Source organism: Leeuwenhoekiella sp. H156 (genome assembly GCF_052218455.1).
Classification (GTDB): domain Bacteria; phylum Bacteroidota; class Bacteroidia; order Flavobacteriales; family Flavobacteriaceae; genus Leeuwenhoekiella; species Leeuwenhoekiella parthenopeia.
In genome coordinates, this window is sequence record NZ_CP197499.1 from 2,218,631 (window position 1) to 2,241,179 (window position 22,549).

Annotated in this window: 24 protein-coding genes; 17 read left to right on the forward strand and 7 right to left on the reverse strand. The window is 41.9% G+C overall.

Going from position 1 to position 22,549, the window contains the following annotated elements:
* Positions 1-16: 16 nt before the first annotated feature.
* A complete protein-coding gene (locus ACSSS3_RS09625; RefSeq protein WP_442844451.1) occupies positions 17-856 on the reverse strand; it encodes a M57 family metalloprotease in 840 nt (279 codons plus the stop codon).
* An 80-nt stretch (positions 857-936) separates the two neighbouring features.
* On the opposite strand from ACSSS3_RS09625, the gene ACSSS3_RS09630 reads away from it, so the two are divergent.
* The 16 genes from ACSSS3_RS09630 (at position 937) to tsaB (ending at position 16,800) form a co-directional block, all read left to right on the forward strand.
* A complete protein-coding gene (locus ACSSS3_RS09630; RefSeq protein WP_442844452.1) occupies positions 937-3,429 on the forward strand; it encodes a S8 family peptidase in 2,493 nt (830 codons plus the stop codon).
* 81 nt (positions 3,430-3,510) lie between these two features.
* Positions 3,511-4,419: a heme o synthase gene (gene cyoE, locus ACSSS3_RS09635; protein WP_442844453.1), complete on the forward strand. Its 909-nt coding sequence runs from the start codon at positions 3,511-3,513 to the stop codon at positions 4,417-4,419.
* Entirely contained in the window at positions 4,419-5,012 is a 594-nt protein-coding gene (locus ACSSS3_RS09640) for a cytochrome c oxidase subunit 3 (RefSeq protein WP_228230514.1), read from the forward strand. The genes cyoE and ACSSS3_RS09640 overlap by 1 nt, the downstream gene beginning before the upstream one ends.
* A 130-nt stretch (positions 5,013-5,142) precedes the next feature.
* Positions 5,143-6,126 carry a cytochrome c oxidase subunit 3 gene (locus tag ACSSS3_RS09645; RefSeq protein WP_228230515.1) on the forward strand — a complete coding sequence of 328 codons (984 nt, stop codon included), beginning with the start codon at positions 5,143-5,145 and terminating at the stop codon, positions 6,124-6,126.
* Positions 6,127-6,171: 45 nt separating this feature from the next.
* Positions 6,172-6,531, forward strand: coding sequence for a cytochrome C oxidase subunit IV family protein (locus ACSSS3_RS09650; RefSeq protein WP_228230516.1), 360 nt, complete (start codon positions 6,172-6,174; stop codon positions 6,529-6,531).
* Between the two features lie 155 nt (positions 6,532-6,686).
* Complete coding sequence (locus ACSSS3_RS09655) at positions 6,687-7,313, forward strand: hypothetical protein (RefSeq protein ID WP_442844454.1); 627 nt, start codon at positions 6,687-6,689, stop codon at positions 7,311-7,313.
* A gap of 5 nt (positions 7,314-7,318) precedes the next feature.
* Positions 7,319-8,068, forward strand: a complete 750-nt coding sequence (locus ACSSS3_RS09660; protein ID WP_442844455.1) for an SCO family protein — start codon at positions 7,319-7,321, stop codon at positions 8,066-8,068.
* Positions 8,069-8,644, forward strand: a complete 576-nt coding sequence (locus tag ACSSS3_RS09665; RefSeq protein WP_442844456.1) for a DUF420 domain-containing protein — start codon at positions 8,069-8,071, stop codon at positions 8,642-8,644.
* 7 nt (positions 8,645-8,651) lie between these two features.
* A complete protein-coding gene (locus ACSSS3_RS09670) occupies positions 8,652-8,867 on the forward strand; it encodes a hypothetical protein (RefSeq protein ID WP_228230527.1) in 216 nt (71 codons plus the stop codon).
* A 159-nt stretch (positions 8,868-9,026) separates the two neighbouring features.
* Entirely contained in the window at positions 9,027-9,728 is a 702-nt protein-coding gene (locus ACSSS3_RS09675; protein ID WP_228230528.1) for an ABC transporter ATP-binding protein, read from the forward strand.
* Positions 9,721-10,965, forward strand: coding sequence for an ABC transporter permease (locus tag ACSSS3_RS09680; RefSeq protein WP_442844457.1), 1,245 nt, complete (start codon positions 9,721-9,723; stop codon positions 10,963-10,965). Before ACSSS3_RS09675 ends, ACSSS3_RS09680 begins: the two co-directional genes overlap by 8 nt.
* 25 nt (positions 10,966-10,990) lie before the next feature.
* Complete coding sequence (locus tag ACSSS3_RS09685; RefSeq protein WP_442844458.1) at positions 10,991-12,250, forward strand: ABC transporter permease; 1,260 nt, start codon at positions 10,991-10,993, stop codon at positions 12,248-12,250.
* 26 nt (positions 12,251-12,276) lie between these two features.
* Positions 12,277-13,428, forward strand: coding sequence for an efflux RND transporter periplasmic adaptor subunit (locus ACSSS3_RS09690; protein ID WP_228230531.1), 1,152 nt, complete (start codon positions 12,277-12,279; stop codon positions 13,426-13,428).
* Between the two features lie 65 nt (positions 13,429-13,493).
* On the forward strand, positions 13,494-14,819 hold the full coding sequence (locus tag ACSSS3_RS09695; RefSeq protein ID WP_442844459.1) for a TolC family protein: 1,326 nt from the start codon (positions 13,494-13,496) through the stop codon (positions 14,817-14,819).
* Positions 14,820-14,850: 31 nt separating this feature from the next.
* The gene (locus tag ACSSS3_RS09700) at positions 14,851-16,116 is read left to right on the forward strand and encodes an efflux RND transporter periplasmic adaptor subunit (RefSeq protein WP_228230533.1); all 1,266 of its coding nucleotides are present in this window, start codon (positions 14,851-14,853) and stop codon (positions 16,114-16,116) included.
* Positions 16,117-16,119: 3 nt separating this feature from the next.
* Positions 16,120-16,800 (forward strand): tRNA (adenosine(37)-N6)-threonylcarbamoyltransferase complex dimerization subunit type 1 TsaB, encoded by a 681-nt coding sequence (gene tsaB, locus ACSSS3_RS09705; protein WP_442844460.1) that lies wholly within the window; start codon positions 16,120-16,122, stop codon positions 16,798-16,800.
* Between the two features lie 3 nt (positions 16,801-16,803).
* Here the strand turns inward: tsaB and ACSSS3_RS09710 are convergent, their stop codons facing one another.
* From ACSSS3_RS09710 to ACSSS3_RS09720, 3 genes are all read right to left on the reverse strand, one after another.
* On the reverse strand, positions 16,804-17,661 hold the full coding sequence (locus ACSSS3_RS09710; protein ID WP_442844461.1) for a mechanosensitive ion channel family protein: 858 nt from the start codon (positions 17,659-17,661) through the stop codon (positions 16,804-16,806).
* Positions 17,662-17,838: 177 nt separating this feature from the next.
* Positions 17,839-18,039: a dodecin family protein gene (locus ACSSS3_RS09715; RefSeq protein WP_009781592.1), complete on the reverse strand. Its 201-nt coding sequence runs from the start codon at positions 18,037-18,039 to the stop codon at positions 17,839-17,841.
* An 85-nt stretch (positions 18,040-18,124) separates the two neighbouring features.
* A complete protein-coding gene (locus ACSSS3_RS09720; protein WP_442844462.1) occupies positions 18,125-19,027 on the reverse strand; it encodes a NifU family protein in 903 nt (300 codons plus the stop codon).
* A 140-nt stretch (positions 19,028-19,167) separates the two neighbouring features.
* Here ACSSS3_RS09720 and ACSSS3_RS09725 point away from each other — a divergent pair, with 140 nt between their 5' ends.
* Complete coding sequence (locus ACSSS3_RS09725) at positions 19,168-20,166, forward strand: PorP/SprF family type IX secretion system membrane protein (protein WP_442844463.1); 999 nt, start codon at positions 19,168-19,170, stop codon at positions 20,164-20,166.
* Here ACSSS3_RS09725 and murI read toward each other — a convergent pair.
* The 3 genes from murI to ACSSS3_RS09740 form a co-directional block, all read right to left on the reverse strand.
* Complete coding sequence (gene murI, locus ACSSS3_RS09730; protein ID WP_442844464.1) at positions 20,163-20,951, reverse strand: glutamate racemase; 789 nt, start codon at positions 20,949-20,951, stop codon at positions 20,163-20,165. The two genes, ACSSS3_RS09725 and murI, sit on opposite strands and share 4 nt — an antisense overlap.
* A gap of 69 nt (positions 20,952-21,020) precedes the next feature.
* Entirely contained in the window at positions 21,021-21,533 is a 513-nt protein-coding gene (locus tag ACSSS3_RS09735; protein ID WP_228230539.1) for an OmpH family outer membrane protein, read from the reverse strand.
* A gap of 71 nt (positions 21,534-21,604) precedes the next feature.
* Complete coding sequence (locus tag ACSSS3_RS09740) at positions 21,605-22,549, reverse strand: OmpH family outer membrane protein (RefSeq protein WP_442844465.1); 945 nt, start codon at positions 22,547-22,549, stop codon at positions 21,605-21,607.

The window sequence follows — 22,549 nt, forward strand, 5'->3', positions numbered from 1 at the left end:
TATAAAAATGATGTTTTTAATAAACGGTTGTTAGTGCTGTGCGATCACCGGAAGTGAATGGGCGGTCAGTACCATTACTACAGGCAAGCATGAATGAACCGTTTTCTGCACCAGATGGAGTTCCGGGAATGTAAACAGCTCCTACGCCACCGTCACCCTCGTTAGCGGTAGAACCTCCGCAGCTAAACGAACGGTCAAAATAGTCAGTATGGCGGAAACCGATCGCGTGACCTATTTCGTGTGCAATTACCGTTACCGCATCTGCAGGAACACCACCTCTGCGGGGTACATAAATATCTGAATTCAATACGATAGGGGTTGCAGGGTTGCCAGACGCATCAGGGAAACCGGCACTTCTTCCCAGAATAGTACCTCCTCTGTATTTAGGAAGTTTTTGTGCAAGAACATCAATATCGGCACCAGAATTTGCTGCACGGGCGAAGGTGATATCCAGATTTAAAGCATTGTAGCGGGAAAGAGCTTCGTCAAAAGCTGCCTGCATATCTGAGCCAAATGTAGCATCCATATAAACGCTAAGCGTGCGCGGAGTGCTTACAATATTGTTGGTGCGGTAATGCTCTGAATTTACCTCATTATTTCCCACTGTGATTTTTGGAGAAAGCTCATTGATTTGATCTATAGTCAGGAAAATATCTCCTTCAACTACAAAACCATTCAAGCCCTGAAAAGTAGTGGCGTGTAAATCTTCCACGTCGAAGCCTAAATTGCTAAGTTTTTCAGAAATTGCAGTTAAATCCTGCTGTTCTGTGGTCTCTACCTGATCTTCAGAACACGAAGTGAACGTGAGTGTGGCTATTGCCAGCGCCGAGAAAATAGTTGACTTAATTGTTTTCATTTTTTAGGGTTTAATTAATAATTAGTGTTAAAAAGTTTCCAATAATAGCTAAATATTCTCGTTTATTTTCAAGTATGTGTATGAAAATCTTTGCTTTTAACATAATTCTGCAATTACTTGTAGTAAATACATGTATTGCTCAGCGGAATAATGTGGAGGGCTTTTTGACTGATTTTCCTGCTCTGAATATGCGTATTGATGGGCAAAACGAGGCACATCTTCTGATGGGTAAACCTGCTGATTGTGCCCATTGCGAAGTATATGATTTGAGTTCAGATTTCCCGAAGCAGGAATATTTTGAGATAAGTCCGTATGATTTTAGCCTGAATAACCTCACATTGGCAAAATTCCGGTATCCGAATATAAACGGGATGGGTATGCAGGTTTCCATCAAAGAAGAGCTTTTTGATACGACTGCTATAGATCTAAAGCCACGCATACAACTTACCGGTAGTGAATCTCAAAATACAGATCAGCACGCGACGAGTATTGCGGTACAAATAGCCGGGGCCGGTAATTCTGACCGAACCGGTCTTGGAGTTGCCCCACAGGCATTTGTGAGCAGTTCCAGTTTCTATGATTTAAGGCCTGATGATAATTCGATTTTTAGAAACCGGGGAATTTCTGTTCAAAATCATTCTTACGGCACCAAAATCGAAAACCAATATGGTGAGCTTGCAGCGGCTTACGATGCGCAGACATATGAGTTGAAGGAGTTGGTTCACGTGTTTTCTTCGGGAAATAGTGGTCTTGAAGCTTCAGAGGAAGGTACTTATGCCGGAATAGCAGGTTTTGCCAATCTTACCGGCAATTTTAAAATGTCAAAGAACACCCTGAGTGTCGGTGCGCTTAATGCGGTGGAGCAGGTTATAGGTCGCAGTTCAAAAGGGCCGGCTTATGACGGAAGGGTAAAACCAGAGCTCGTAGCCTATGCCTTAAACGGCACTTCAGATGCTGCGGCACTGGTTTCGGGAACCGCGCTGCTTTTACAGCAGCATTATAAACAGAAAAAAGGCATGCTGCCCCGGTCTGATTTAATCAGAGCAGTCCTGATAGCCGGGGCAAATGATGTGCATTTGCCCGGTGTGGATTTTGCAACGGGCTACGGTAGTCTCAATGCTTCGTCAGGTCTTGATATTTTAGAAGAAGGAGGGTATGTTGAGGCATCAGTTTCCGGGAAGGAAGTCTTCAGGCAACCCATAAGCATTCCTCAGGGTGCTACAAAACTGCGTATGGCCTTGAGTTGGATTGATCTGCCTGCCGGTGTTGGTGCAGCGTCAGCCTTAATTCACGATCTGGATTTAAGGCTTATTAGTCCATCTGGAAACACCGTTATGCCATGGATTCTCAATGCCGAAGCAACTGAGCAAAGTCTTAATGCTCCGGCAACCCGCGGTGAAGATCATCTCAATAACAATGAATTCATAAGTATTCAGGATCTTGAGCCGGGAGTCTATACTATTGAGGTTCGTGGTGCGATTTCGGAAGGAATTTCACAAGCTTTTGCTGTAGCCTATACGTTTTCGCAAAGCGAAAATTTTGAATGGGAATATCCCAGGACAACCGATGCATTGGTGACCGGAAATCAAATTTATGTGCGTTGGGACAGCACGCTTTCGCAAAACACCGCAGACCTTGAGTATAATCTCAATAATACCGGTTGGCAAACTTTAAAAACAGGCCTTGATTTAAATACAGGTTATGAATTGGTAGATTTTACAGGGATTTCGGGCTTTGTAAATTTAAGAATGAGAAGCAGCACTTCCATTTTTGAAACCGGGGTATTTACAGTGGGGCCTGAACTGACGCCCAAAGTTGAGTTCAATTGCGATGAAGATTTTATGTTGAGCTGGCCTGAGGTTTCAAACGCTGATGGCTATGAAGTGCTTCGTTTAGATGAGGGTGAGCTTAAGCAGATCGACTTTGTCTCCGATACCGTATATGTTTTTAATAAAGAGCGGTTTGACAACTCGTATTTTTCGGTAAAGCCTTATTTTCAGAATCAGGCCGGCCCGTCTGGTGTTACACTAGATTATACGAGGCAGGGGGTTTCCTGTTATTTTACGAGCTTTTTTGGCTTTCTGGATGATTTGCTTGCTGCCAGGCTTTCTCTTGATTTGAGTAAGGCAATCGGCATCCGTGAGGTGCTTTTTAGGCAGTATTTGGCCGGTCAGACCCGTATAATAGGGCGGTTTGAACCTCCGTTTACAAATTTAAGTCTTCAATTTTCAGACACGATCCTGCCTGAAGGTGAGGTTTTATACGATGCGGTAATCGTTCTGGAGGATGGTTCAGAAATTGAAACAAATTCAGTCTCATTTTTTCTGCCTTTTAAAAACGATTTGTATGCCTATCCCAATCCGCTAAGGCGTGGTGATGAACTTAAACTTTTGTCAAGAGGTGATAATCTTAAAATTAGCGTGTATGATTTGCAGGGCAGGCAGGTATTTAATGAAATGTTGCTGCGTATTAATGACCGTTTGGAATTGCCTTTTGAAAGTGCCGGCATCTACCTGATTGAAGTTTTTAGGAACGACAAACCAATTACGGTAAAGAAGATCGTGGTTTATTAAAAGAAGAGGCTTTTAGATATCTTCAAGAACCCTTGTGCAGATGCCGAGTGTGTGGTATCTTTGCACGACTTTTTAAAGCCCTTGAAAAACACGCTTTTGAGCCTTACTGAAACCCATAAATTGTCCCCGAGTATTTGGCAGGATTTTAAAGAAATCACCAAAATGCGCCTTGCTATCAGCGTGGTGTTTTCGAGCATGGCAGGCTATCTTCTGGGGGCTTATAGTATTGACTGGCTTACGGTTTTATTGCTTGCAGTAGGCGGTTATCTAATGGTAGGGGCTTCAAATGCCTACAACCAGATCATCGAAAGAGATCTTGATGCCCTGATGGATCGTACCAAAAACCGTCCTGTAGCAGCCGGGCGTATGTCTGTGCGTACTGCTTTTGCTATCGCAACGATCTTTACTGTTTTGGGTCTTGTAGTGCTTTATATTATCAATCCCATTACGGCAGTTTTTGGAGCGATTTCAATTTTTTTATACGTGTGCGTATATACTCCGCTTAAAACCAAAACGCCACTTTCGGTTTTTGTTGGAGCTTTTCCGGGAGCTATTCCTTTTATGATGGGTTGGATTGCCGCAACCGGAGATTTTGGCATAGAGGCCGGAACCTTATTTATGCTTCAGTTTTTCTGGCAGTTCCCCCATTTTTGGGCCATTGGCTGGTTTTTATATGAAGACTATAAAAAAGGAGGTTTCTTTATGTTGCCTACCGGCGAAAGGGACCGCGGAACAGCCATACAGGTAGTTCTTTATACCATCTGGACTATTTTAGTTTCTATCATTCCGGTGTTTGGAGTTACCGGAAGGCTTTACCTCACTCCGGTTTCTGCTGTTTTAGTAGGGATTTTGGGTCTGGGCTTGCTTTATTACGCACTTCGATTATATACTTACAAAAACAACCTTACCGCCAAGCGACTCATGCTGTCTAGCGTGAGTTATATCACTTTAATACAAATTATTTACGTAGCAGATAAATTTCTAAGGTAATGGATTATACATCGCAATCAGAACAGGTTAAAATCGCACGTTCCAAAAAGATGATGCTGTGGTTTGGTATTGTAAGTCTTTCTATGATGTTTGGCGGACTTACCAGTGCATATATTGTAAGCAGCGAGCGCAAAGACTGGCTTCACGACTTTCAGCTCCCTCAGGCGTTTTACATCAGTACGGCGCTCATAGTTTTGAGCAGCCTCACTATGCTGGTGGCCAAAAGAGCCATTTCCCGCGAAAAGAATTCGCTTGGCACCCTGGCTCTTGTTGCTACGGCAGTACTGGGAGTGGCTTTTGTCATTTTTCAGTTTAAAGGCTTTGGTGAAATCGTACAGGAGGGATATTTCTTTACCGGAAGCCAAAGCAATGTAACCACTTCTTTTATTTATGCTTTTGTGATAAGTCACGTGGTTCACGTGGTAGCAGGAATTTTGGTGTTGCTTGTTGTGCTGGTTCAGCAATTGAGAGGTAAATATGCTAAGGGACAGACGCTTGGTCTTGAACTTGGGGCAACATTCTGGCATTTTGTAGATATCCTATGGGTTTATCTTTTGCTGTTTTTCATGTTTGCAGAAGATCTCATTCACTAGATAAGAAGCTGTTTTTATTAAAAAAGCTTTAAAATTTCTTTTTTTTGAATGGTTATAAATACCGATTATTGCTTTGAAAAGCATTTTTAAAATACCTATTTTTGCAACGCTTATTAACCGATATTAAAATATGAACGCTACAGCTGTTAAAACAGGCACAGAAGGCAAAGTCTGGGGAGGCGGGGATGAACAACCTCTAAAAGCGAGTTACGGTAAATTAATGATGTGGTTCTTCATCCTTTCGGATGCGCTCACATTTTCCGGTTTTCTCGCAGCTTACGGATTCTCCCGTTTTAAATTTATAAATACCTGGCCTATCGCCGATGAAGTGTTTACTCACTTTCCTTTTTTACACGGAGTAGATGCTCCTATGTATTATGTGGCGTTGATGACTTTTATCCTTATTTTTTCCTCGGTAACTATGGTGCTTGCGGTAGACGCCGGTCATCAAATGAAGAAAAACAAAGTGATTTGGTACATGTTCTTTACCATCATTGGTGGTGTGGTTTTTGTGGGTTCTCAGGCCTGGGAATGGGCAAACTTCATCTCTGGTGAGTATGGAGCAGTTGAAACCAAAGGAGGTAAGATCATTCAGTTTGTAAATGCTGAAGGCGAGCAGGTGGCAATTGAGTCTTTTGCAGTTGATCTTCCTTCAGACCGTACCCGTCTTACCAAAAGCGAGGCACTCTGGTATCAGTCTGAAAGCAGTCTTCCTGAATATGAGCTAGCTGAAGTAATTGAAGGTTTTAAAGCCAATCCCGATTTATTGGTTAGAACGCAGTTAATTGCCGAAAACGGTCAGAAAACCATTCTTTCCCGTGAGGAGTCTTTAGCCAAATTAGAAAATGACGGAAAGCAGGTGGTTGAAGGAGCTAATCTCGTGCACAATGAGTACGGACCTCCACTTTTTGCAGATTTCTTTTTCTTTATTACCGGTTTTCACGGTTTCCACGTATTCTCAGGAGTAATCATCAATATTATCATTTTTATCAATGTGATCTTGGGGACCTACGAGCGCAGAGGCAGCTATGAGATGGTTGAAAAAGTAGGTTTGTACTGGCACTTTGTAGATTTGGTTTGGGTATTTGTATTCACATTCTTTTACCTGGTTTAATTTTAAAATTTTATTCCGCAAAGCGGAAGCTTTAAAACATATATAATGGCACACGATTCAGCACATCACGGTTCGGCTACTAAAAGAATCTGGACGGTTTTTGGGATACTTTCTATAGTGACCATCATCGAAGTAGCTTTAGGTATTGTAAGACCTGGCTTCTTGATAGAGACCGATTTCTTAAGAATGCACTTATTAAACTGGATATTCATTATACTTACCTTATACAAGGCTTATTTAATCACCTGGGCATTTATGCACATGGAGCATGAGACCAAAGGTTTAAGGAGATCTGTAGTGTGGACCGGGATATTCCTGGTTTGTTACCTGATCTTTATTTTACTTACGGAAGGGGATTATATCTTCGATGTATACAAAGAAGGTTATGTGGCCTGGGATTTTTAATCCTTTAAAAATTTTTAAAAGACGACTTCGGGTCGTCTTTTTTTATGTCTTGTTTTAATGCAAACATTCTGTGATGTACCTTTGCATTCGGTTTTGGAAAGGTCTCCCAAAGCTGTACATAAAAACCTAAATGACCCCAATTTAGACGGTTTGCTATGAAAAAGTATTTTGTTTTAGGTGTTTTATTTATACTGCCCATTGTGGCTTATCTGTTCTTTGCTTCGGGCATCCATAATTTTGCCAAATTACCCGTACTTCGGGAAGCGATTACTGAGCTTGATTCGTCCGGCGGGGTGCAATTTCAAAATAAAATAACCGTATTGGGTTTTCTTGGAAATACGATTGAACGCGACGGGGGCGATTTATTCAATCTCAATCAGAAAATATTTAAGCCTTTCCGGGAATTCGATGATTTTCAATTTGTGTATTTGGTTCCGCAATCAATTGATACTACCGCACTGTACAAGGTAAAAACCGAATTAGGCCGACTTACAGATATCTCCAACTGGCATTTCGTAATGCTTCCGCAGGAGCAGATTGAAGCGGTCTTCAGCAGTTTGAAAACCCCGTATAATCTTATGGCAGATGGCGGATCGCAGTATATTTTTATACTCGATAAAGACCGAAAACTGAGAGGTCGTGATGATGATGAGGATGAAGGAGTTCTTTACGGTTACGACAGTGCTGATATTGCAGAATTGTCTAATAAGATGAAAGACGACGTTAAGATAATCCTTGCGGAATACCGTCTTGCGCTGAAGAAAAATAATGCCGAACGCTAATTACCATGAATAAAAAGAAAACCTACATAGGTATTGCAGTCATCGTGCTGATTTTTGGGATACTTACAATTCCCAAAATAATAGACCGTTTAAAGCGTGGAGAAGTAGTTAAGAATGACCGGCTTAATGTTGCTACTATAGATACGGAAGAAAATGACGGCAAGCTGGCCTATATCAACATAAATGGTAAAGACCGTAAAGTGCCGCATTTTGAGTTTGTCAATCAATATGGCGACACCATAACAGAAGAACGTTATAAAGGAAAAGTCTTTTTGGTAGAGTTTTTCTTTACCCGTTGTCCTACCATTTGTATCCCTATGAACAAGAACCTGGTTTTGATACAAAACACGTTTCAGGATAATCCTGATTTTGGTATAGCCAGTTTCAGTATCGACCCCGAGCATGATAGTCCAGAGGTGTTAAAGGAATATGCAGATCGTTATGGGGTTACAGATCCCGACTGGAATTTGATGACGGGTGAGCGGGAGCAGATTTATGAACTGGCTAATGTAGGTTTTAACCTTTTGGCTCAGGAAAATCCCAATATTGATGGAAACTTTCAGCATTCCGGGTTGTTTGCTCTGGTAGACCAAAACGGTTTTATTAGATCGAGAAGGGATGAGTTTGGAAATCCCCTCATTTACTACCGCGGTTTTATTCCTCAGGGAGCTGAGGAGGTGCAAGGAGAAGAAACTTCTCAAATAGACATCCTCATTGAGGACATAAGAAAATTACTGAATAAGAACAATTCCTAGATGAACGATCTTGTAAGAAAAGAAAAGCTGTACAACAGATGGATTGTTGTACTTTCTGTAGCAATACCTATTGCAGTGGCGCTTTTATTTATGGTGCGTATTCCCAATGTGGAGCGCCTGGGCTTTTTGCCTCCAATTTATGCCGGTATTAATGCGCTTACCGCTATTTTACTAATTACCGCGGTTATTCAGGTAAAAAAGGGCAATCGCAAAGCACACGAGAAACTTATGAAAGTTTGTATAGGTCTTTCGGTTGTTTTTTTGGTGCTCTATGTAGTGTATCATGCGACCTCAGATTCTACAAAATTCGGAGATACAAACCTTGACGGGGTGGTTTCAGATGCAGAGAATGCGGCTGTAGGTGTTTTTAAATACGTCTATTATTTCATTTTAATTTCTCACATCCTTCTTTCAATAGGCGTGATCCCTTTTGTGCTTATTACTTACGTAAGGGCGGCACTGGGCAAATTTGAGATGCACCGTAAAGTCGCACGTATCACCTTTCCGCTTTGGCTATACGTTGCGGTTACCGGGGTGGTGGTTTACTTTATGATATTTCCGTATTATCCTGTTTAATTCTGTAATGATGAAGCGTTTCGTTCTCACTTTAGTCTTTTTAATAGTAAGCTTTGCAATGCAGGCACAGTGTGCCATGTGTCGTGCAGTACTGGAAAGCGAGACCGATAACAGCATGGCCGAAGGGGTTAACAACGGCATTGTTTATTTAGCTGCAATTCCATACCTGCTTATGGGCGGTTTGATTTGGTTTATTTACAGAAGCCGCCGAAAATCTCCTTAGATCAAGCGGCTGGTTTAGACTTCCCGAAGAGCTCTTCTTATTTCGAAAGTCTCTAAATGTTAATTTATTCTGTTTTAAATGTAACATTTACAGCTTTTGATAGTCTATTTAAGGGCTAACGCTATAATTTTCAGGCCTCCTGTACTCTAAACCATCATTATGATTGCTATAAAAGACCTTCACAAGTCCTATACAATGGGTTCGAACTCCCTGCACGTGCTTAAAGGAATCAACTTTAGTGTTGAGGAAGGTGAGTTGGTGAGTATTATGGGTTCTTCAGGTTCCGGTAAATCTACGCTGCTTAATATTTTGGGCATGCTTGATGAGGCCGATTCGGGTACCTATACCCTTGACGGCACTCCCATTAAGAATTTAAACGAAAAAATTGCTGCACGCTATCGAAACAAGTTCCTGGGGTTTATTTTTCAGTCTTTCAATCTTATCAATTACAAAAGTGCTTTAGATAATGTAGGCATGCCTTTGTACTATCAGGGGATGAAACGCGCTGAGCGAACCGATAAAGCGATGGCTTACCTCGAAAAGGTAGGTTTGGCAAACTGGGCACATCATATGCCCAATGAACTTTCCGGGGGGCAAAAGCAACGTGTGGCAATCGCCAGAGCTTTGGCCTCAGATCCTAAAGTACTTCTTGCCGATGAGCCTACCGGTGCTTTGGACACCAAAACCAGTTATGAAGTCATGGAGCTCATTCAGGGAATTAATGACGAGGGAAAAACCATTCTTGTGGTTACTCACGAAGATGATATAGCCCACATGACCAAACGTATCGTAAACCTGAAAGATGGCTTGATTATAGACGATACAAAAATCAATCAGGTAAGAGCGGCATCTCATGTTTAGTCTGGAGCGCTGGCAGGAGATTTTTGAAACCATCCGGAAAAATAAGCTCCGTACGTTTCTCACAGGCTTATCGGTAGCCTCAGGAATTTTTATTTTGGTGATTCTTCTCGCGCTGGGTCAGGGTATGCAAAATGGTATTGCAAAAGAGTTTGAGCGCGATGCCACAAACCGAATTTCAGTCTATACCGGTGTAACCTCTGTTGGTTACAAAGGCCTCAATCCCGGTCGTTCTATAGAGATGACCAATGCCGATTACAACTATCTGATCGAAAAATACGAGGACAACCTTGAATTTAAATCTGCTGTTTACCGCATCTGGAGCGGTATTTTAACCTACGGTAAAGAGTCTGGCAGCTATAGGGTAGAAGGAGTGTATCCTGACTATCAGTTTCTGGAAAACGAAAGTCTGGTGAGTGGTCGCTACATCAATTATTCTGATCAGGAAGACAAAACCAAGGTTGTGGTCATCGGCAATAAAGTAAAACAGGATTTATTTGGTAACACAGATGCTTTGGGCAAACTGGTTCAGGTAAATGGTATAAATTTTTATGTGGTGGGTGTTTACAGTGATCCCGGTGGTGAACGCGAAGAGACCCGGGTTTTTGTTCCTATTTCTACCTCGCAGCGCGTATTTGGTGGTGCAGACAAAGTGCGTAATCTGGGCTTTACGTTAAAACCAAAAGCAAATTTTGAAGCAACACTGGCCCAGTCTATCAATTTCTCCAATGAGATTGAAGCTTTCCTTAAAGAACGTCATCTCGTGGCTCCCGATGATACCAGTGCAATCAATATCAATAACACCCTCGAAGACGCAAAGCGCTTTTACGATCTTATAGGTATGATTAAGCTCTTCTTTTGGATTGTGGGAATATTTACCATCATCGCCGGTGTGGTAGGCGTAAGTAATATTATGCTCATTATTGTGAAAGAACGCACAAAAGAAATAGGGATACGTAAAGCTCTGGGTGCAGAACCCTGGTCTATTGTGAGCATGATTTTGCACGAGTCGATCTTTGTGACTGCAATTGCCGGCTTCTCGGGCCTGCTTTTTAGTATGGGACTACTGGAGTTGATTGGCCCCAATCTCCAGATGGATTATATACGAAACCCCACCGTAAACTTTAATGTGGCCATAACGACCGTTTTTATACTGGTGCTGGCCGGTGCGCTGGCCGGTTTTGTGCCTGCCTGGAGAGCCGCCCGTATCAAACCTATTGTTGCCCTGCGCGAAGAATAAATGATAAAAGTTAACCCGTTGACCTATGTTTAGTAAAGACAGTTGGGATGAGATTATAGAAGCCTTAAGCCGTAACTGGTTTAGAACGGCCCTTACTGCTTTTGGGGTTTTGTGGGGAATTTTCATTCTGGTAATCCTGCTTGCTGCAGGTAAGGGGCTTGAGAATGGGGTGAAGAAAGATTTTGGGAATATAGCAACCAACAGTATGTTTATGTGGACGCAGACCATCTCTAAACCCTACAAAGGACTTCCTAAGGGACGCCGCTTCAGCTATGATCTTGATGATGTTGCTGCTATTAAGCAAAGTATTCCTGAGCTGCGCTTTGTATCGCCGCGTAACCAGCTGGGAGGTTTTGGCGGAGCAAATAATGTGGTACGCGGAATCAATACCGGTGCTTTTAATGTTTATGGAGATTATCCCGAGTATATAGAGCAGCAGCCTATGAATATCACTTCCGGGCGTTTCCTGAATTACGGGGATATTGAAGCCAGGCGAAAAGTTGCCGTAATAGGCGAAGGCGTGCGCAATGCCCTTTACGACAAGGGAGAAGATTTTATAGGGACTTACATCAAAATCAACGGCGTGAATTTTATGGTTGTAGGGACTTATGCGGTTGTCGCAAGCAATGGAGATTCTGAAGAAGAGCAAAAGCAGATTTATGTTCCATTTACTGCTTTTTCCCAGGCGTTTAATATGGGTAACGACGTCGGCTGGATGGCAATCACTGCAAAAGACGGCTATTCCATAACCCAATTAAAAACGAAGGTTTTTGACATTATAAAAACCCGTCATAGCATACATCCCGAGGATGATCGTGCCATAGGAAACTTTAATCTTTACGAGCAATACCAAAAAGTAGACGGTCTTTTTATAGCTCTAAAAGCGGTAGCCTATTTTGTGGGTATTTTAGTATTGCTTTCGGGAATAATTGGTATCAGCAATATTATGCTGATTGTCGTAAAAGAGCGTACCAAAGAGATTGGTATACGCCGTGCACTGGGCGCAAGTCCCTGGTCAATACGCAGTCAGATTCTTACCGAATCGGTTTTTTTAACCCTGATATCGGGGATGGCCGGTATTTCTTTGGGAGCTTTGGTGATCTATGTTTTAAACAAAATTCTCGATGCCAACGGTCCGGTAGAAATGTTTTCAAATCCCAGCGTGGATTTATCAACCATATTAATCGCCTTATTCATTCTTATATCTTCGGGCCTTTTAGCCGGATTTATACCTGCTCAAAACGCTATTAAAGTTAAACCCATAGACGCATTGCGCGACGAGTAAAACATCAATAAAAACGACTCTATTTTATGAAAAAATCTGTTACTATCATTATTCTGGTTGTCATAGGCCTCGTGTTTGTAGGCTCTCTGTATTATTTCTACCAGAAAAACCAGGAAGATCCTGTTGTGTATAAAACCGAGAAGCCTTCCCGACAAACCATAATTAAAAAAACAGTGGCTACGGGGAGTATTGTACCTAATGAAGAGATTTTGATTAAGCCCAATATTTCGGGTATTATCGCCGAGATTTATGTGGAAGCAGGTCAGATCGTCAAGCAGGGAGATATGATAGCGAGAATTGATGTGGTGCCCAATGTGTCTTCTTTGGTCAGTGCCAAAAATAACATTCAAAGTGCTCGTAATCAACTGGAGACTGCCAAGCTGGCTTATGAAAATCAGAAAAGCATATTCAGCAGACAGAGTTCGCTGTATGAGCGTGGGGTAATTTCGGCAAATGAATTTGACATTAATAAACGGGAATACGACAGGGCTGTGCAGGAATGGAGACAGCAGCAAGTGAGCCTCAACTCTGCGGTGCAGAACTATGATATCGTGCGTACGGGTACTACTGCCGGTTTGGGCAACGCTGCCACCACTCAGGTCAAGGCGACCATCGACGGGATGGTTTTGGAAATCCCCGTAAAGGAAGGCAATCAGGTTATTGAAGCCAATAACTTTAATGATGGTACTACAATCGCGGCTCTGGCTAATGTAAATGATATGATTTTTGAAGGCAAGGTAGACGAGAGCGAGGTAGGTAAAATTACCGAAGGGCTTCCGCTTAAGATTACTGTTGGAGCCATTGAAGATAAAAGTTTTGATGCCACACTTGATTATATCGCACCAAAGGGAATCGCAGAAAATGGTGCCATTCAATTTGAGATCAAAGGAACTTTGGCAAAAGTAGATTCGACATTTATACGAGCCGGTCTTAGTGCTAATGCATCTATTATTTTAGAAGAAGCTACAGATGTACTTGCGGTTAAAGAAGCGCTTATTCAATATGATACAAAAACCCAGCAACCCTTTGTTGAAGTTGCCGTGGGCGATCAGCAGTTTGAAAGACGCGATGTAAAACTGGGTGTGAGTGATGGTATTTACGTGGAAATCCTTGAAGGAGTAAAGCCTGAAGACGAAATTAAAGTCTGGAATGCAACCGTACCGGTTCAATCCTTTTAAACCAAATTAAAAATCAGATGTAACATTTCTGATCAAACAACTACTTATCAAACAGAATTTCAATTATGAAGAATTATTTATTCATTTTTCTTTTGGTTTTTGCGGGGGTATCCGGTTTTGCTCAGCAAAAGTGGACCCTGCAGGAATGCATACAGCGGGCACTTGACGAAAACATTCAAATACGCCAGGCAGAGCTTGATCTGGAAGGTGCTGCGATTGATCGTTCAGACGCGATTGGTAACTTTTTGCCCAGTTTCAACGCCAACAGCTCAGTGTCTAAAAATACCGGTTTGAACTTTGACCCTACAAGTAACCTGGCTACAACAACCCAGTTTTTATCTGCCAGTGGAGGTATTAATGCGGGCTATACCTTGTTTGACGGTCTACGTAACTTTAAACAGATACAGCGTGCCAAGCTTACAGCACTTTCTGCACAGTATGGGCTTGAAAAGCTGCAGGATGATATTGCCCTTACCGTTGCTAATGGCTATTTGCAGGTAATACTGAATAAGGAAAACCTAAAAGTACTGCGTTCGCAAAATGAAGTGACCCGGCGTCAGATTGAGCAGACTCGTGAATTAGTTGATGGTGGGGTTTCGCCACGGGGAGATTTGCTTGAGGTGCAGGCACAAAATGCTACTGAGATTCAAAATATTACCGCTGCTGAAAATGCGGTGCAGATTTCACTTATTAGCCTTGCGCAAACCTTACTGATCAGAGATTATAAAACTTTTGACATCGCAGAGGGTGATTTTAATATTTATGGAGAAGAGATTTTAGCACTAAGTCCCGAGAAGATAACAGAGTCTGCAAAAGAGGAGCGCTATGAAGTACGCATTGCAGAAAATAATCTTGATCTTGCCGAAAAGGATGTCGAGATTGCTAAAGGCGCAAAATTGCCCACTTTAGATGCCTTTTTTGGATATAGCACAAGGTATTCTGAACAGGATATTCAAAACACCTTTCAGGAGCAGTTGTATCTTAATGACGGTATATCTTATGGCTTACGCCTTAACATACCTATTCTAAACGGTTTTCAGGTGCGCAACAATGTTCAGCGGAATAAGATTGCGGCAGAGCGTGCAGCAATCAATTTAGAACAGGCACAGCTTGACCTGGAGTCTAATGTGTACCAGGCTTATCTGGACGCTCAGGGTGCTTTAAAAACCTTTGAGGCTGCTGAATCAGCTGTAGAATCTCAGGAACTGGCCTATTCCTATGCAAAAGACCGCTACGATGTAGGTTTGATAAATGCCTTTGATTTCAGCCAGTCAAAACAGCGCTATGACAATGCGCAAATAGACGTAAACAGGGCTAAGTACGATTACATATTTAAACTAAAAGTTTTAGAACTTTATTTTGGTGTACCTGTAGATCAATTGAAGTTTTAATACTGAAACTATTGATTTTAGTAACTAAACGATGAAAAAAAAGACCTTACTCATTATTCTTGCTGTTATTGTTGTTCTGATTTTGGCACTTATTGGTGCTAAAAAAGCAGGGCTTTTCGGCAAATCGGGAAATTTTAAACCGGTTGAAGTTCAGGAAATCGTCCTTGAAGATGTGGTCGAAACTGTAGCGGCTACCGGAAAAATTCAGCCTGAAGTAGAGGTTAAAATCTCTTCTGAAGTTTCCGGCGAGATTATAGAGCTACCGGTGGTTGAAGGCCAGCAGGTTGAGAAAGGTGATTTGTTGGTGCGTATAAACCCAGATTTGATTCAGTCTGCATTAACGCAGGCGCAGGCTTCGTTGCAAAATATACGGGCAAATCTGGCTCAGGCTGAAGCTACCCTAAAGAATGCAAAAGCTAATTATGAGCGTAACAAAACCCTTTTTGAAAAAGGGGTGATTTCAAAATCAGCCTGGGATCAGTCGGTCTCAGATTATGAAGTGGCACAGGCTAATGTAAAGTCTGCCTATTACAGCGTGCAAAGTGCAGCAGCAAACGTTAACCAGTCGCGTGATAACTTATCGCGTACCACTATTTATGCGCCTATAAGCGGAACCATATCCAGGCTTGATGTTGAACTGGGCGAGCGCGTGGTAGGTACCCAGCAAATGGCCGGTACCGAAATTATGCGGGTTGCAGACCTGGGTAATATGGAGGTTGAGGTAGATGTAAACGAAAATGACATTGTTAAAATCAATATTGGTGATTCTACCCGCGTTGAGGTTGATGCGTACCTCAAAAAGATTTTTAAAGGTGAAGTAACCGAAATAGCTAACTCTGCGGAAAGTAATCTGACTGCAGACCAGGTTACCAATTTTAAAGTAAAAGTGCGCATTCTTGAAGAATCGTATAAGGATCTGCTCGAAGGTCAGTCTGAAAGTTATTCGCCCTTTAGACCGGGAATGACTGCAACGGTTGACATCATTACCAAAAGTGTGAAGAATGCCGTGGCTGTTCCTATTAGTGCGGTGGTAATCAAGAGCGATACCACGCAGACCAGTGCTGCCTTTGGTGAAAATCAATATGAAGCCGTGTTTGTGAAGCAGGGAGATAAGGCGGTACTTAAGCGTATTACCACCGGTATTCAGGATGATTCCGATATCGTGATTACTTCAGGTTTAGAAACCGGGGAAACCGTAATTACAGGGCCGTACAACACGGTGACCAAATTACTTAAGGACGGAGATCTGGTGGAGGTTAAAAAAGATGCTAAATTTGAGCCTTCAGAAGAAGACTAGATTATGGCAATCCTTTTAGGTATAGAAACCACCACGACCAATTGTTCTGTAGCACTGTCAAAAGATGATGTGATTTTGGCCTTTAAAGAAGATATGGGCCTCGATTATTCACACGCCGAGCGCTTACATCACTACATCGCAGAAGTACTGCAGGAGGCTGATATTCCTAAATCGGAAATCGATGCAGTTGCCGTAAGCAAAGGGCCGGGATCTTATACCGGTTTGCGAATAGGCGTAAGTGCTGCAAAAGGTTTATGCTACGCCCTGAATGTTCCTTTAATTGCCACAAATACACTTAAAGCGCTTGCGATACAGGCCAACCAGTCTGGTGATGAGTTTAAGTATATTATTCCTGTGCTGGACGCCCGGCGTATGGAGGTCTACAGCGCGGTTTTTAACCCGGTTTTTGATGAAATACGAAGTATTGAAGCTCAAATTGTAGAAGAAAGCTCTTTTCTTAACTATCTCGATTCCGGTAAGGTCTTGTTTATAGGAAATGGTGCAGCAAAGCTGAAAGACCTGATTAAACATCCCAACGCCCGTTTTAATGATAAGGCTCTGCCTTCTGCCCGGGAAATGATGCCTTTGGCTTTAGCCAAATATAAAATAAGCGACACCGAAGATGTCGCTTATTTCGAGCCTTTTTATCTCAAAGACTTTTTTGTTACTTCAAAAAAGAAGTGATATTTATTTGCCGGTAAAACTCGCCCCACTTTCATTAAACACGTGTACATCGCGTTGCGGAAATGGAATTACGATGCCTTGCTCCTCAAGTCTGTGTTTACCTTCTTCAAGTATGTGCCAGTGCAGCGCCCAGTAATCATCATTTGTAGCCCAGAAACGCAGGGACAGATTTACAGAGCTGTCTGCAAGTTCGGTTACCACGATCATAGGTTCGGGATGTGGGTCGTGCAATACGGTTTCCTGCTCATTCACCAGTTTAAGAAGAATTTCTTTAGCGAGTTTGATGTCGCTGTCGTACGAAATCCCCCAGGTTTGTGCATTACGTCTTACGCCTTGCGAGGTATAATTGATAATGTTGTCGTTTGAAAGTTTTCCATTAGGAATTACTGCCTCCTGATTTCCAAAGGTGATGAGGCGTGTGTTAAAAATAGAGATTTCCTTAACTGAACCGTCTACTCCCTGAGCCGAAATCCAGTCTCCTACTTTAAACGGTCTCAAGAGCAATATAAGCACTCCACCGGCAAAGTTGGCCAGAGAGCCCTGCAGGGCAAGACCTATTGCCAGACCGGCAGCACCAATAACGGCAATGAGTGATGATGACTCTACTCCTAATTGGGTGATAACCACAACGAATAAGAGTATTTTTAAAGACCAGTTGATGAGGTCTGCTATAAATTTTTCAAGGGTGAGGTCGTAGTCTTTTTTGTCAAAGAATTTTTTCACCAGTTTGTTGATCACCCGAATGATCCAAAAACCGACGACTAAAGTCAAAATAGCACCTAAAAGACTGGGTAAAAAGTCTATAATTTTTTCGCCAAATTTATTGGCATAATCTTCTACTTGGTTGATATCAAATTGCATATTTAAATTTTTTACAAAGGTCTGGGATACACTGCAGAAATAAAAAATACCCTTGTTTAAATTAAGTTAATTCTAATGCCTTGATCGGGCGTTAGTTTATTGAGAATAATAGGTGTTAATTGACAATAAAAAAACCCGCAGAATTTTCTGCGGGTTTTTATTTTTAGTGAGCTGTTTTTATTTCACCTCAAAGGTAATCTTAACATTAACCCTGAATTCTGATACGGTATCTCCGGTAACCACAGCACTTTGTTCATTTACATAAACCGAACGGATGTTCTTAATGGTTTTTGAAGCTTCTTTCACCGCATTAGCGGTTGCCTGTTCCCAGCTTTTATTAGAGCTGGCTAATACTTCGATTACTTTTAAAACTGCCATAATTATCTTTTTTGGTTATTTAAATTCTTAAATCCTCAATTTACGATAATTCGAGCAGTTAAGCTTTAATGATTTGTTAATCTAGCTAGCCATTTATAGCTTCAACGCTATTGATTCTGCCCTGCAGCATTTCCTTAAGCATGGTTTCAATCCCGTTTTTGAGTGTAAAAGTAGAAGAAGGGCATCCACTGCAGGCTCCCTGCAAAACAACCTGTACGTTTTTGGTTTCCGGATCGTAATGCTTAAACATAATATTGCCGCCGTCACTGGCTACGGCCGGTTTTACATACTCTTCAATAATGTTGGCGATTTCTTTAGAGGTATCGTCCATATTTTCAAAATCCTGTTCTTTTTGGGCTTCGACAGCCTGAGGCGTTTTTTTGAAGTTTTCAGAAAGTATTTCTTTGCCGTCTTCAATCCAGTTTTTAATAAATTCCCGTACTTCCTGAAAAACGGAATCCCAGTCTGCTACCTCATATTTTTGGATGCTTACGTAATTAGAATCCATAAATACTTCTTTCACAAAAGGAAAGTGAAAAAGCTGCAAAGCCAGAGGGGCATTTTTAGCTTCATCAATATTTTTAAACTCGAGGGTTTCGGTTACAATTTTTTTATTGGTCACAAATTTGAGCACAGCGGGGTTTGGGGTACTTTCCGCATATACAGTGACCGGTATTTTTTTGGCAGTGGCGTCTTCAATGATAAAAACTCCGTTGTCATTCAGGAAGTTTTCCAGCTGTCCGGCAAGTTCATCCTGCACATCTATCCAGTCTACGATGTTAAATTTTTCTACCGCTATAAAATTCTGAGAAATGTAAACTGTTTTTACAAACGGAAGGTAAAAAAGTTGTTGTGCCAAAGGTGAGTTTTTAGCCTCGTCAATATTGTGAAACTCATAGCTGTTATGGTCTACGAGAAATTTATTTGCCTGAAATTTTTTAATAGCAGGATTTGATGTGGGCTCTATAGTAATGGAGTAAGTGCTCATAGTAAAAAATTTTGATGCAAATTTAGTTTTTTTAGACGGGACGTGTATTTTTTTCAGGGTCTAACTCGCTTGCCAATCATAATTTATTTAGATTTACAACGTTAGGTATCAATCGCACTAACAGCATTTTTAGAAGCTTCATGTTGAATAAACAAATTCTTTTCAGTTTACTGCTTTTATGGGGCTTGTCGAGCCGGGCGCAGGAGGGTATCCCGGTCTATTGGGATTATCTTACCGAAAATCTGTATTTACTGCATCCGTCGATGGCGGGAGCTGCAAATTCAAATCAGATACGACTTACCGGAAGACAGCAATGGTTTGATGTTGAGGACGCACCTAATCTGTACACAGCTTCGGTTAACGGCCGTGTGGGGGATAAGGTAGGTCTGGGTGCTATTTTATTTTCAGATGAGAATGGAAACTTCTCGCAACGCGGATTTTTCGGAACTTTTGCATATCACTTACTGCTTTCACGCAATTACGTAGATCTTAATCAGTTGTCATTTGGCGTTAACGTGGGGGTAATGCAAAATACCCTTGATGAAAGTGCTTTTGATTTAACCGATTTTGATCCCATAATTTCCGGCGGAAGCCAGACCGATAATTACTTCAACGTAGATATTGGGATGTCCTATTACTTCCTTGATTTTTATGCACACGCTACCGTTAAGAATGTTTTACCGCGTCAGCGTGCAATTTTTACTCCGGAATTAGAATCAACCAATCAGCGGCGGTATTTAGCTTCTGTGGGTTATGTTTTTGGAAAGTTCAACAGTCCGTGGAGTTATGAGCCATCTTTGATGCTTCAGGCAACTGATGAGACTCAGGAAGTGAGTATCGATGTCAACGGAAAGGTGTACCGTAAATTTGACTGGGGCAAACTTTGGGGCGGCCTGTCGTACCGCCGCAATCTGGATGGTGCGCAATACCTTACAGAAGACGGAGCGGTGACAAGCCAGCGCTCACAATACCTTACGCCATTTGTTGGGATTACCTATAATCGCTTTCTGGTAGGATATACCTACTCGTATCAGCGAAATGACATCGTTCTTAGTAATGGTTTCCACCAGATCACCCTTGGCTACGATTTTGGCGAGCGACGGGAGCCTTATGAATGTAACTGTCCGGCGATTAATTAAAAATCCAAATAACCTATTTCTTTTTTTGATACAACATCCTGTGTGAGATTTGCAAGGGTTTCTACAGATGCATTGGTATAGAGGCTATGGCTTCCTTTTTCTTTAGAAGTATTCAATAAGGAATTAGACTCCAAAATCTTACGCGTTTGAAGGGCAACCGCCCGGCCACTGTCTATAATTTGTACTTCTTCCGGCAACAATTCTTTTAAAATGGGAATCAAATACGGGTAATGGCTACACCCCAGGACCAGATAATCCATATTTTCAGCAATCATTGGGTCGAGATAGGTTTGGAGTAATTCGCGTGTTTCGGTTGTGTTTATGAGCCCTTTTTCAATACGTTCTACCAGACCTGTGCCTATGACCTCAATTACGTTTAAATCGCTCGCATACAGGCTTGAGGTACGGGCAAAAAGGGCGCTGCTTAAAGTTCCTTTGGTGGCCAAAATGCCAATGGTTTTGCTTTTGGAAGATAAGGCAGCAGGTTTAATTGCGGGCTCAATCCCTATGAACGGAATGGGATAGGTTTTCCTAAGGAAGTCAATGGCGTTTGTTGTAGCGGTATTGCAGGCAACCACGATGAGTTTACAATGGAGTTCAAGTAGCTTTTCGGTATTTTTTACGGAAAGTGCCAGAATCTCTTCGGCTGATTTTTCGCCATAGGGCGCATTACGGCTATCGGCCAGATAAATGCTGTTTTCGTGCGGAAGAAGGCTAATGACCTCTTTCCAAATAGAAGTGCCTCCTACGCCGCTGTCAAAAAAACCGATGGGTTGCTTACTCATAGCTTCAAAAATAAAAAACTGCCCTTTCGATTGCTCAAAAGGGCAGTTATTTTATTTAGGATTTAAGATTTAGATACCTAATTCTTTCTTTACATCCGGCATAAGGTCGTAACCGTCTGCAAGGATTAAACCGGTTCCTGTAGTACTGTCCAGGACGTATTTAAAACCTTTTGCACGTGCTACTTTTTGAATCGCGGTACGCGCTTTTTCAATAATAGGTTGTAAAGCTTCAGCTTCTTTCTTTTGAAGATCTCTTAACGCATTTTGACGGTATTCCATAATCTTGTTACGGGTTTGTTCCACTTCAGCCTGACGCTGTAAGTTGGTTTCGTCAGTTTGGTTAGGAGCTTCATTACCATAACGGGTCATGGTTTTCTTTAGCTCTTCGGCCATAGTATTCATCTCTGCATCATAAGAGCTTTGAAGTTTTTCTAAGTCGGCCTGAGCCTGCTTATATTGAGGCATAGAGGTAAGCAAATCCTGAGTCGCAATATGGGCAACTTTTAAATCTTGAGCTTGCATAAATCCTGTCGTTCCTAAAATTAGGGCTAAGGCTACAACTAGGGTTTTAACGTGTTTCATTGTTCTGATATTAAGTGTTATAATTATTTAAAAAGTAATTGCCCTTTTAAACTCGTGACCGGAGTAAATTTTTAGTTAATAGAATCCTTTTGTTTTTTTCTGCTCTCTAAAATACTGTCTCTTCGGCGCTGACGCTCCTGTAAAATCTGCTCTCTGCGCTGTTCCGGCGTTAGCGTACCCGGTGGTGTTTCGCCCGGCAATCCCGGTGGATTGCTGGAGTTACTGCCTCCGGATCTTGCAGCCTCGACCGAGTCTTTTCTGCGTTGACGTTCTTCTATGATTTCACGTCGTCGACGTTCAAATTCTTCCCTTTTAGCGTTTTGTATAGAATCCCGAGTTGCTTTACGTGCTTCTATAAGCTGTTCGCGTTCGGTTTGCTTGGCGTTATTTGCCGCTTCGCGTGCTTCCCGTTCGCGTACTTCTTCAACGCTTAGGGCTTCCGTGCGCTCCAGATCGTCTTTGTCTGACCGCGATTGAACCTGATTGCGTTTTGAAGAGCGTTTGATGCTCAATAGAATCTGATCGCTTACATCGTGGCGCTTATCGGCATACAACATAACCAAATCTGACGATTTATCAAGTACAAAGTCATATTGTCTGGCTGCGCCTATTTCCTGAACCGCATTAAAAACCTGATCCTGTATGGGTTCAATTAAAACGCTGCGTTGCTTCATCAAATCACCTTCCGGGCCAAAACGCTTTTGTTGATATTCTAAAATTTCATTTTGCATAAAGCGAATTTCGTCTTCGCGCTCCTTAATGAGTTCTTGCGTGAGCAGTACCCGCTCGTTCTCCAGAGCCTGCTTCATTTGCTCTATTTCATTGTTGCGTTTCTCGATCTCACTCTTCCACTCGGCAACGCGTTTGTCAAGTTGGGTTTGTGCTTCCTGATACTCGGGAACATTTTCTAAAATGTAATTCATGTCAACATAACCTATTCGAATACTACGCTGTGCTTTTAAATCGGTCGCAAAGAAACTCAATGCGAGACTGAAAATTAAAACGTGTGCTCTCAT

Coding starts and splice junctions, on each gene's coding strand:
- ACSSS3_RS09625 (WP_442844451.1), bottom strand. CDS start 856: ATGAAAACAATTAAGTCAACTATTTTCTCGGCGCTGGCAATAGCCACA.
- ACSSS3_RS09630 (WP_442844452.1), top strand. CDS start 937: ATGAAAATCTTTGCTTTTAACATAATTCTGCAATTACTTGTAGTAAAT.
- ACSSS3_RS09640 (WP_228230514.1), top strand. CDS start 4,419: ATGGATTATACATCGCAATCAGAACAGGTTAAAATCGCACGTTCCAAA.
- ACSSS3_RS09645 (WP_228230515.1), top strand. CDS start 5,143: ATGAACGCTACAGCTGTTAAAACAGGCACAGAAGGCAAAGTCTGGGGA.
- ACSSS3_RS09650 (WP_228230516.1), top strand. CDS start 6,172: ATGGCACACGATTCAGCACATCACGGTTCGGCTACTAAAAGAATCTGG.
- ACSSS3_RS09655 (WP_442844454.1), top strand. CDS start 6,687: ATGAAAAAGTATTTTGTTTTAGGTGTTTTATTTATACTGCCCATTGTG.
- ACSSS3_RS09660 (WP_442844455.1), top strand. CDS start 7,319: ATGAATAAAAAGAAAACCTACATAGGTATTGCAGTCATCGTGCTGATT.
- ACSSS3_RS09665 (WP_442844456.1), top strand. CDS start 8,069: ATGAACGATCTTGTAAGAAAAGAAAAGCTGTACAACAGATGGATTGTT.
- ACSSS3_RS09670 (WP_228230527.1), top strand. CDS start 8,652: ATGATGAAGCGTTTCGTTCTCACTTTAGTCTTTTTAATAGTAAGCTTT.
- ACSSS3_RS09675 (WP_228230528.1), top strand. CDS start 9,027: ATGATTGCTATAAAAGACCTTCACAAGTCCTATACAATGGGTTCGAAC.
- ACSSS3_RS09680 (WP_442844457.1), top strand. CDS start 9,721: ATGTTTAGTCTGGAGCGCTGGCAGGAGATTTTTGAAACCATCCGGAAA.
- ACSSS3_RS09685 (WP_442844458.1), top strand. CDS start 10,991: ATGTTTAGTAAAGACAGTTGGGATGAGATTATAGAAGCCTTAAGCCGT.
- ACSSS3_RS09690 (WP_228230531.1), top strand. CDS start 12,277: ATGAAAAAATCTGTTACTATCATTATTCTGGTTGTCATAGGCCTCGTG.
- ACSSS3_RS09695 (WP_442844459.1), top strand. CDS start 13,494: ATGAAGAATTATTTATTCATTTTTCTTTTGGTTTTTGCGGGGGTATCC.
- ACSSS3_RS09700 (WP_228230533.1), top strand. CDS start 14,851: ATGAAAAAAAAGACCTTACTCATTATTCTTGCTGTTATTGTTGTTCTG.
- tsaB (WP_442844460.1), top strand. CDS start 16,120: ATGGCAATCCTTTTAGGTATAGAAACCACCACGACCAATTGTTCTGTA.
- ACSSS3_RS09710 (WP_442844461.1), bottom strand. CDS start 17,661: ATGCAATTTGATATCAACCAAGTAGAAGATTATGCCAATAAATTTGGC.
- ACSSS3_RS09715 (WP_009781592.1), bottom strand. CDS start 18,039: ATGGCAGTTTTAAAAGTAATCGAAGTATTAGCCAGCTCTAATAAAAGC.
- ACSSS3_RS09720 (WP_442844462.1), bottom strand. CDS start 19,027: ATGAGCACTTACTCCATTACTATAGAGCCCACATCAAATCCTGCTATT.
- ACSSS3_RS09725 (WP_442844463.1), top strand. CDS start 19,168: ATGTTGAATAAACAAATTCTTTTCAGTTTACTGCTTTTATGGGGCTTG.
- murI (WP_442844464.1), bottom strand. CDS start 20,951: ATGAGTAAGCAACCCATCGGTTTTTTTGACAGCGGCGTAGGAGGCACT.
- ACSSS3_RS09735 (WP_228230539.1), bottom strand. CDS start 21,533: ATGAAACACGTTAAAACCCTAGTTGTAGCCTTAGCCCTAATTTTAGGA.
- ACSSS3_RS09740 (WP_442844465.1), bottom strand. CDS start 22,549: ATGAGAGCACACGTTTTAATTTTCAGTCTCGCATTGAGTTTCTTTGCG.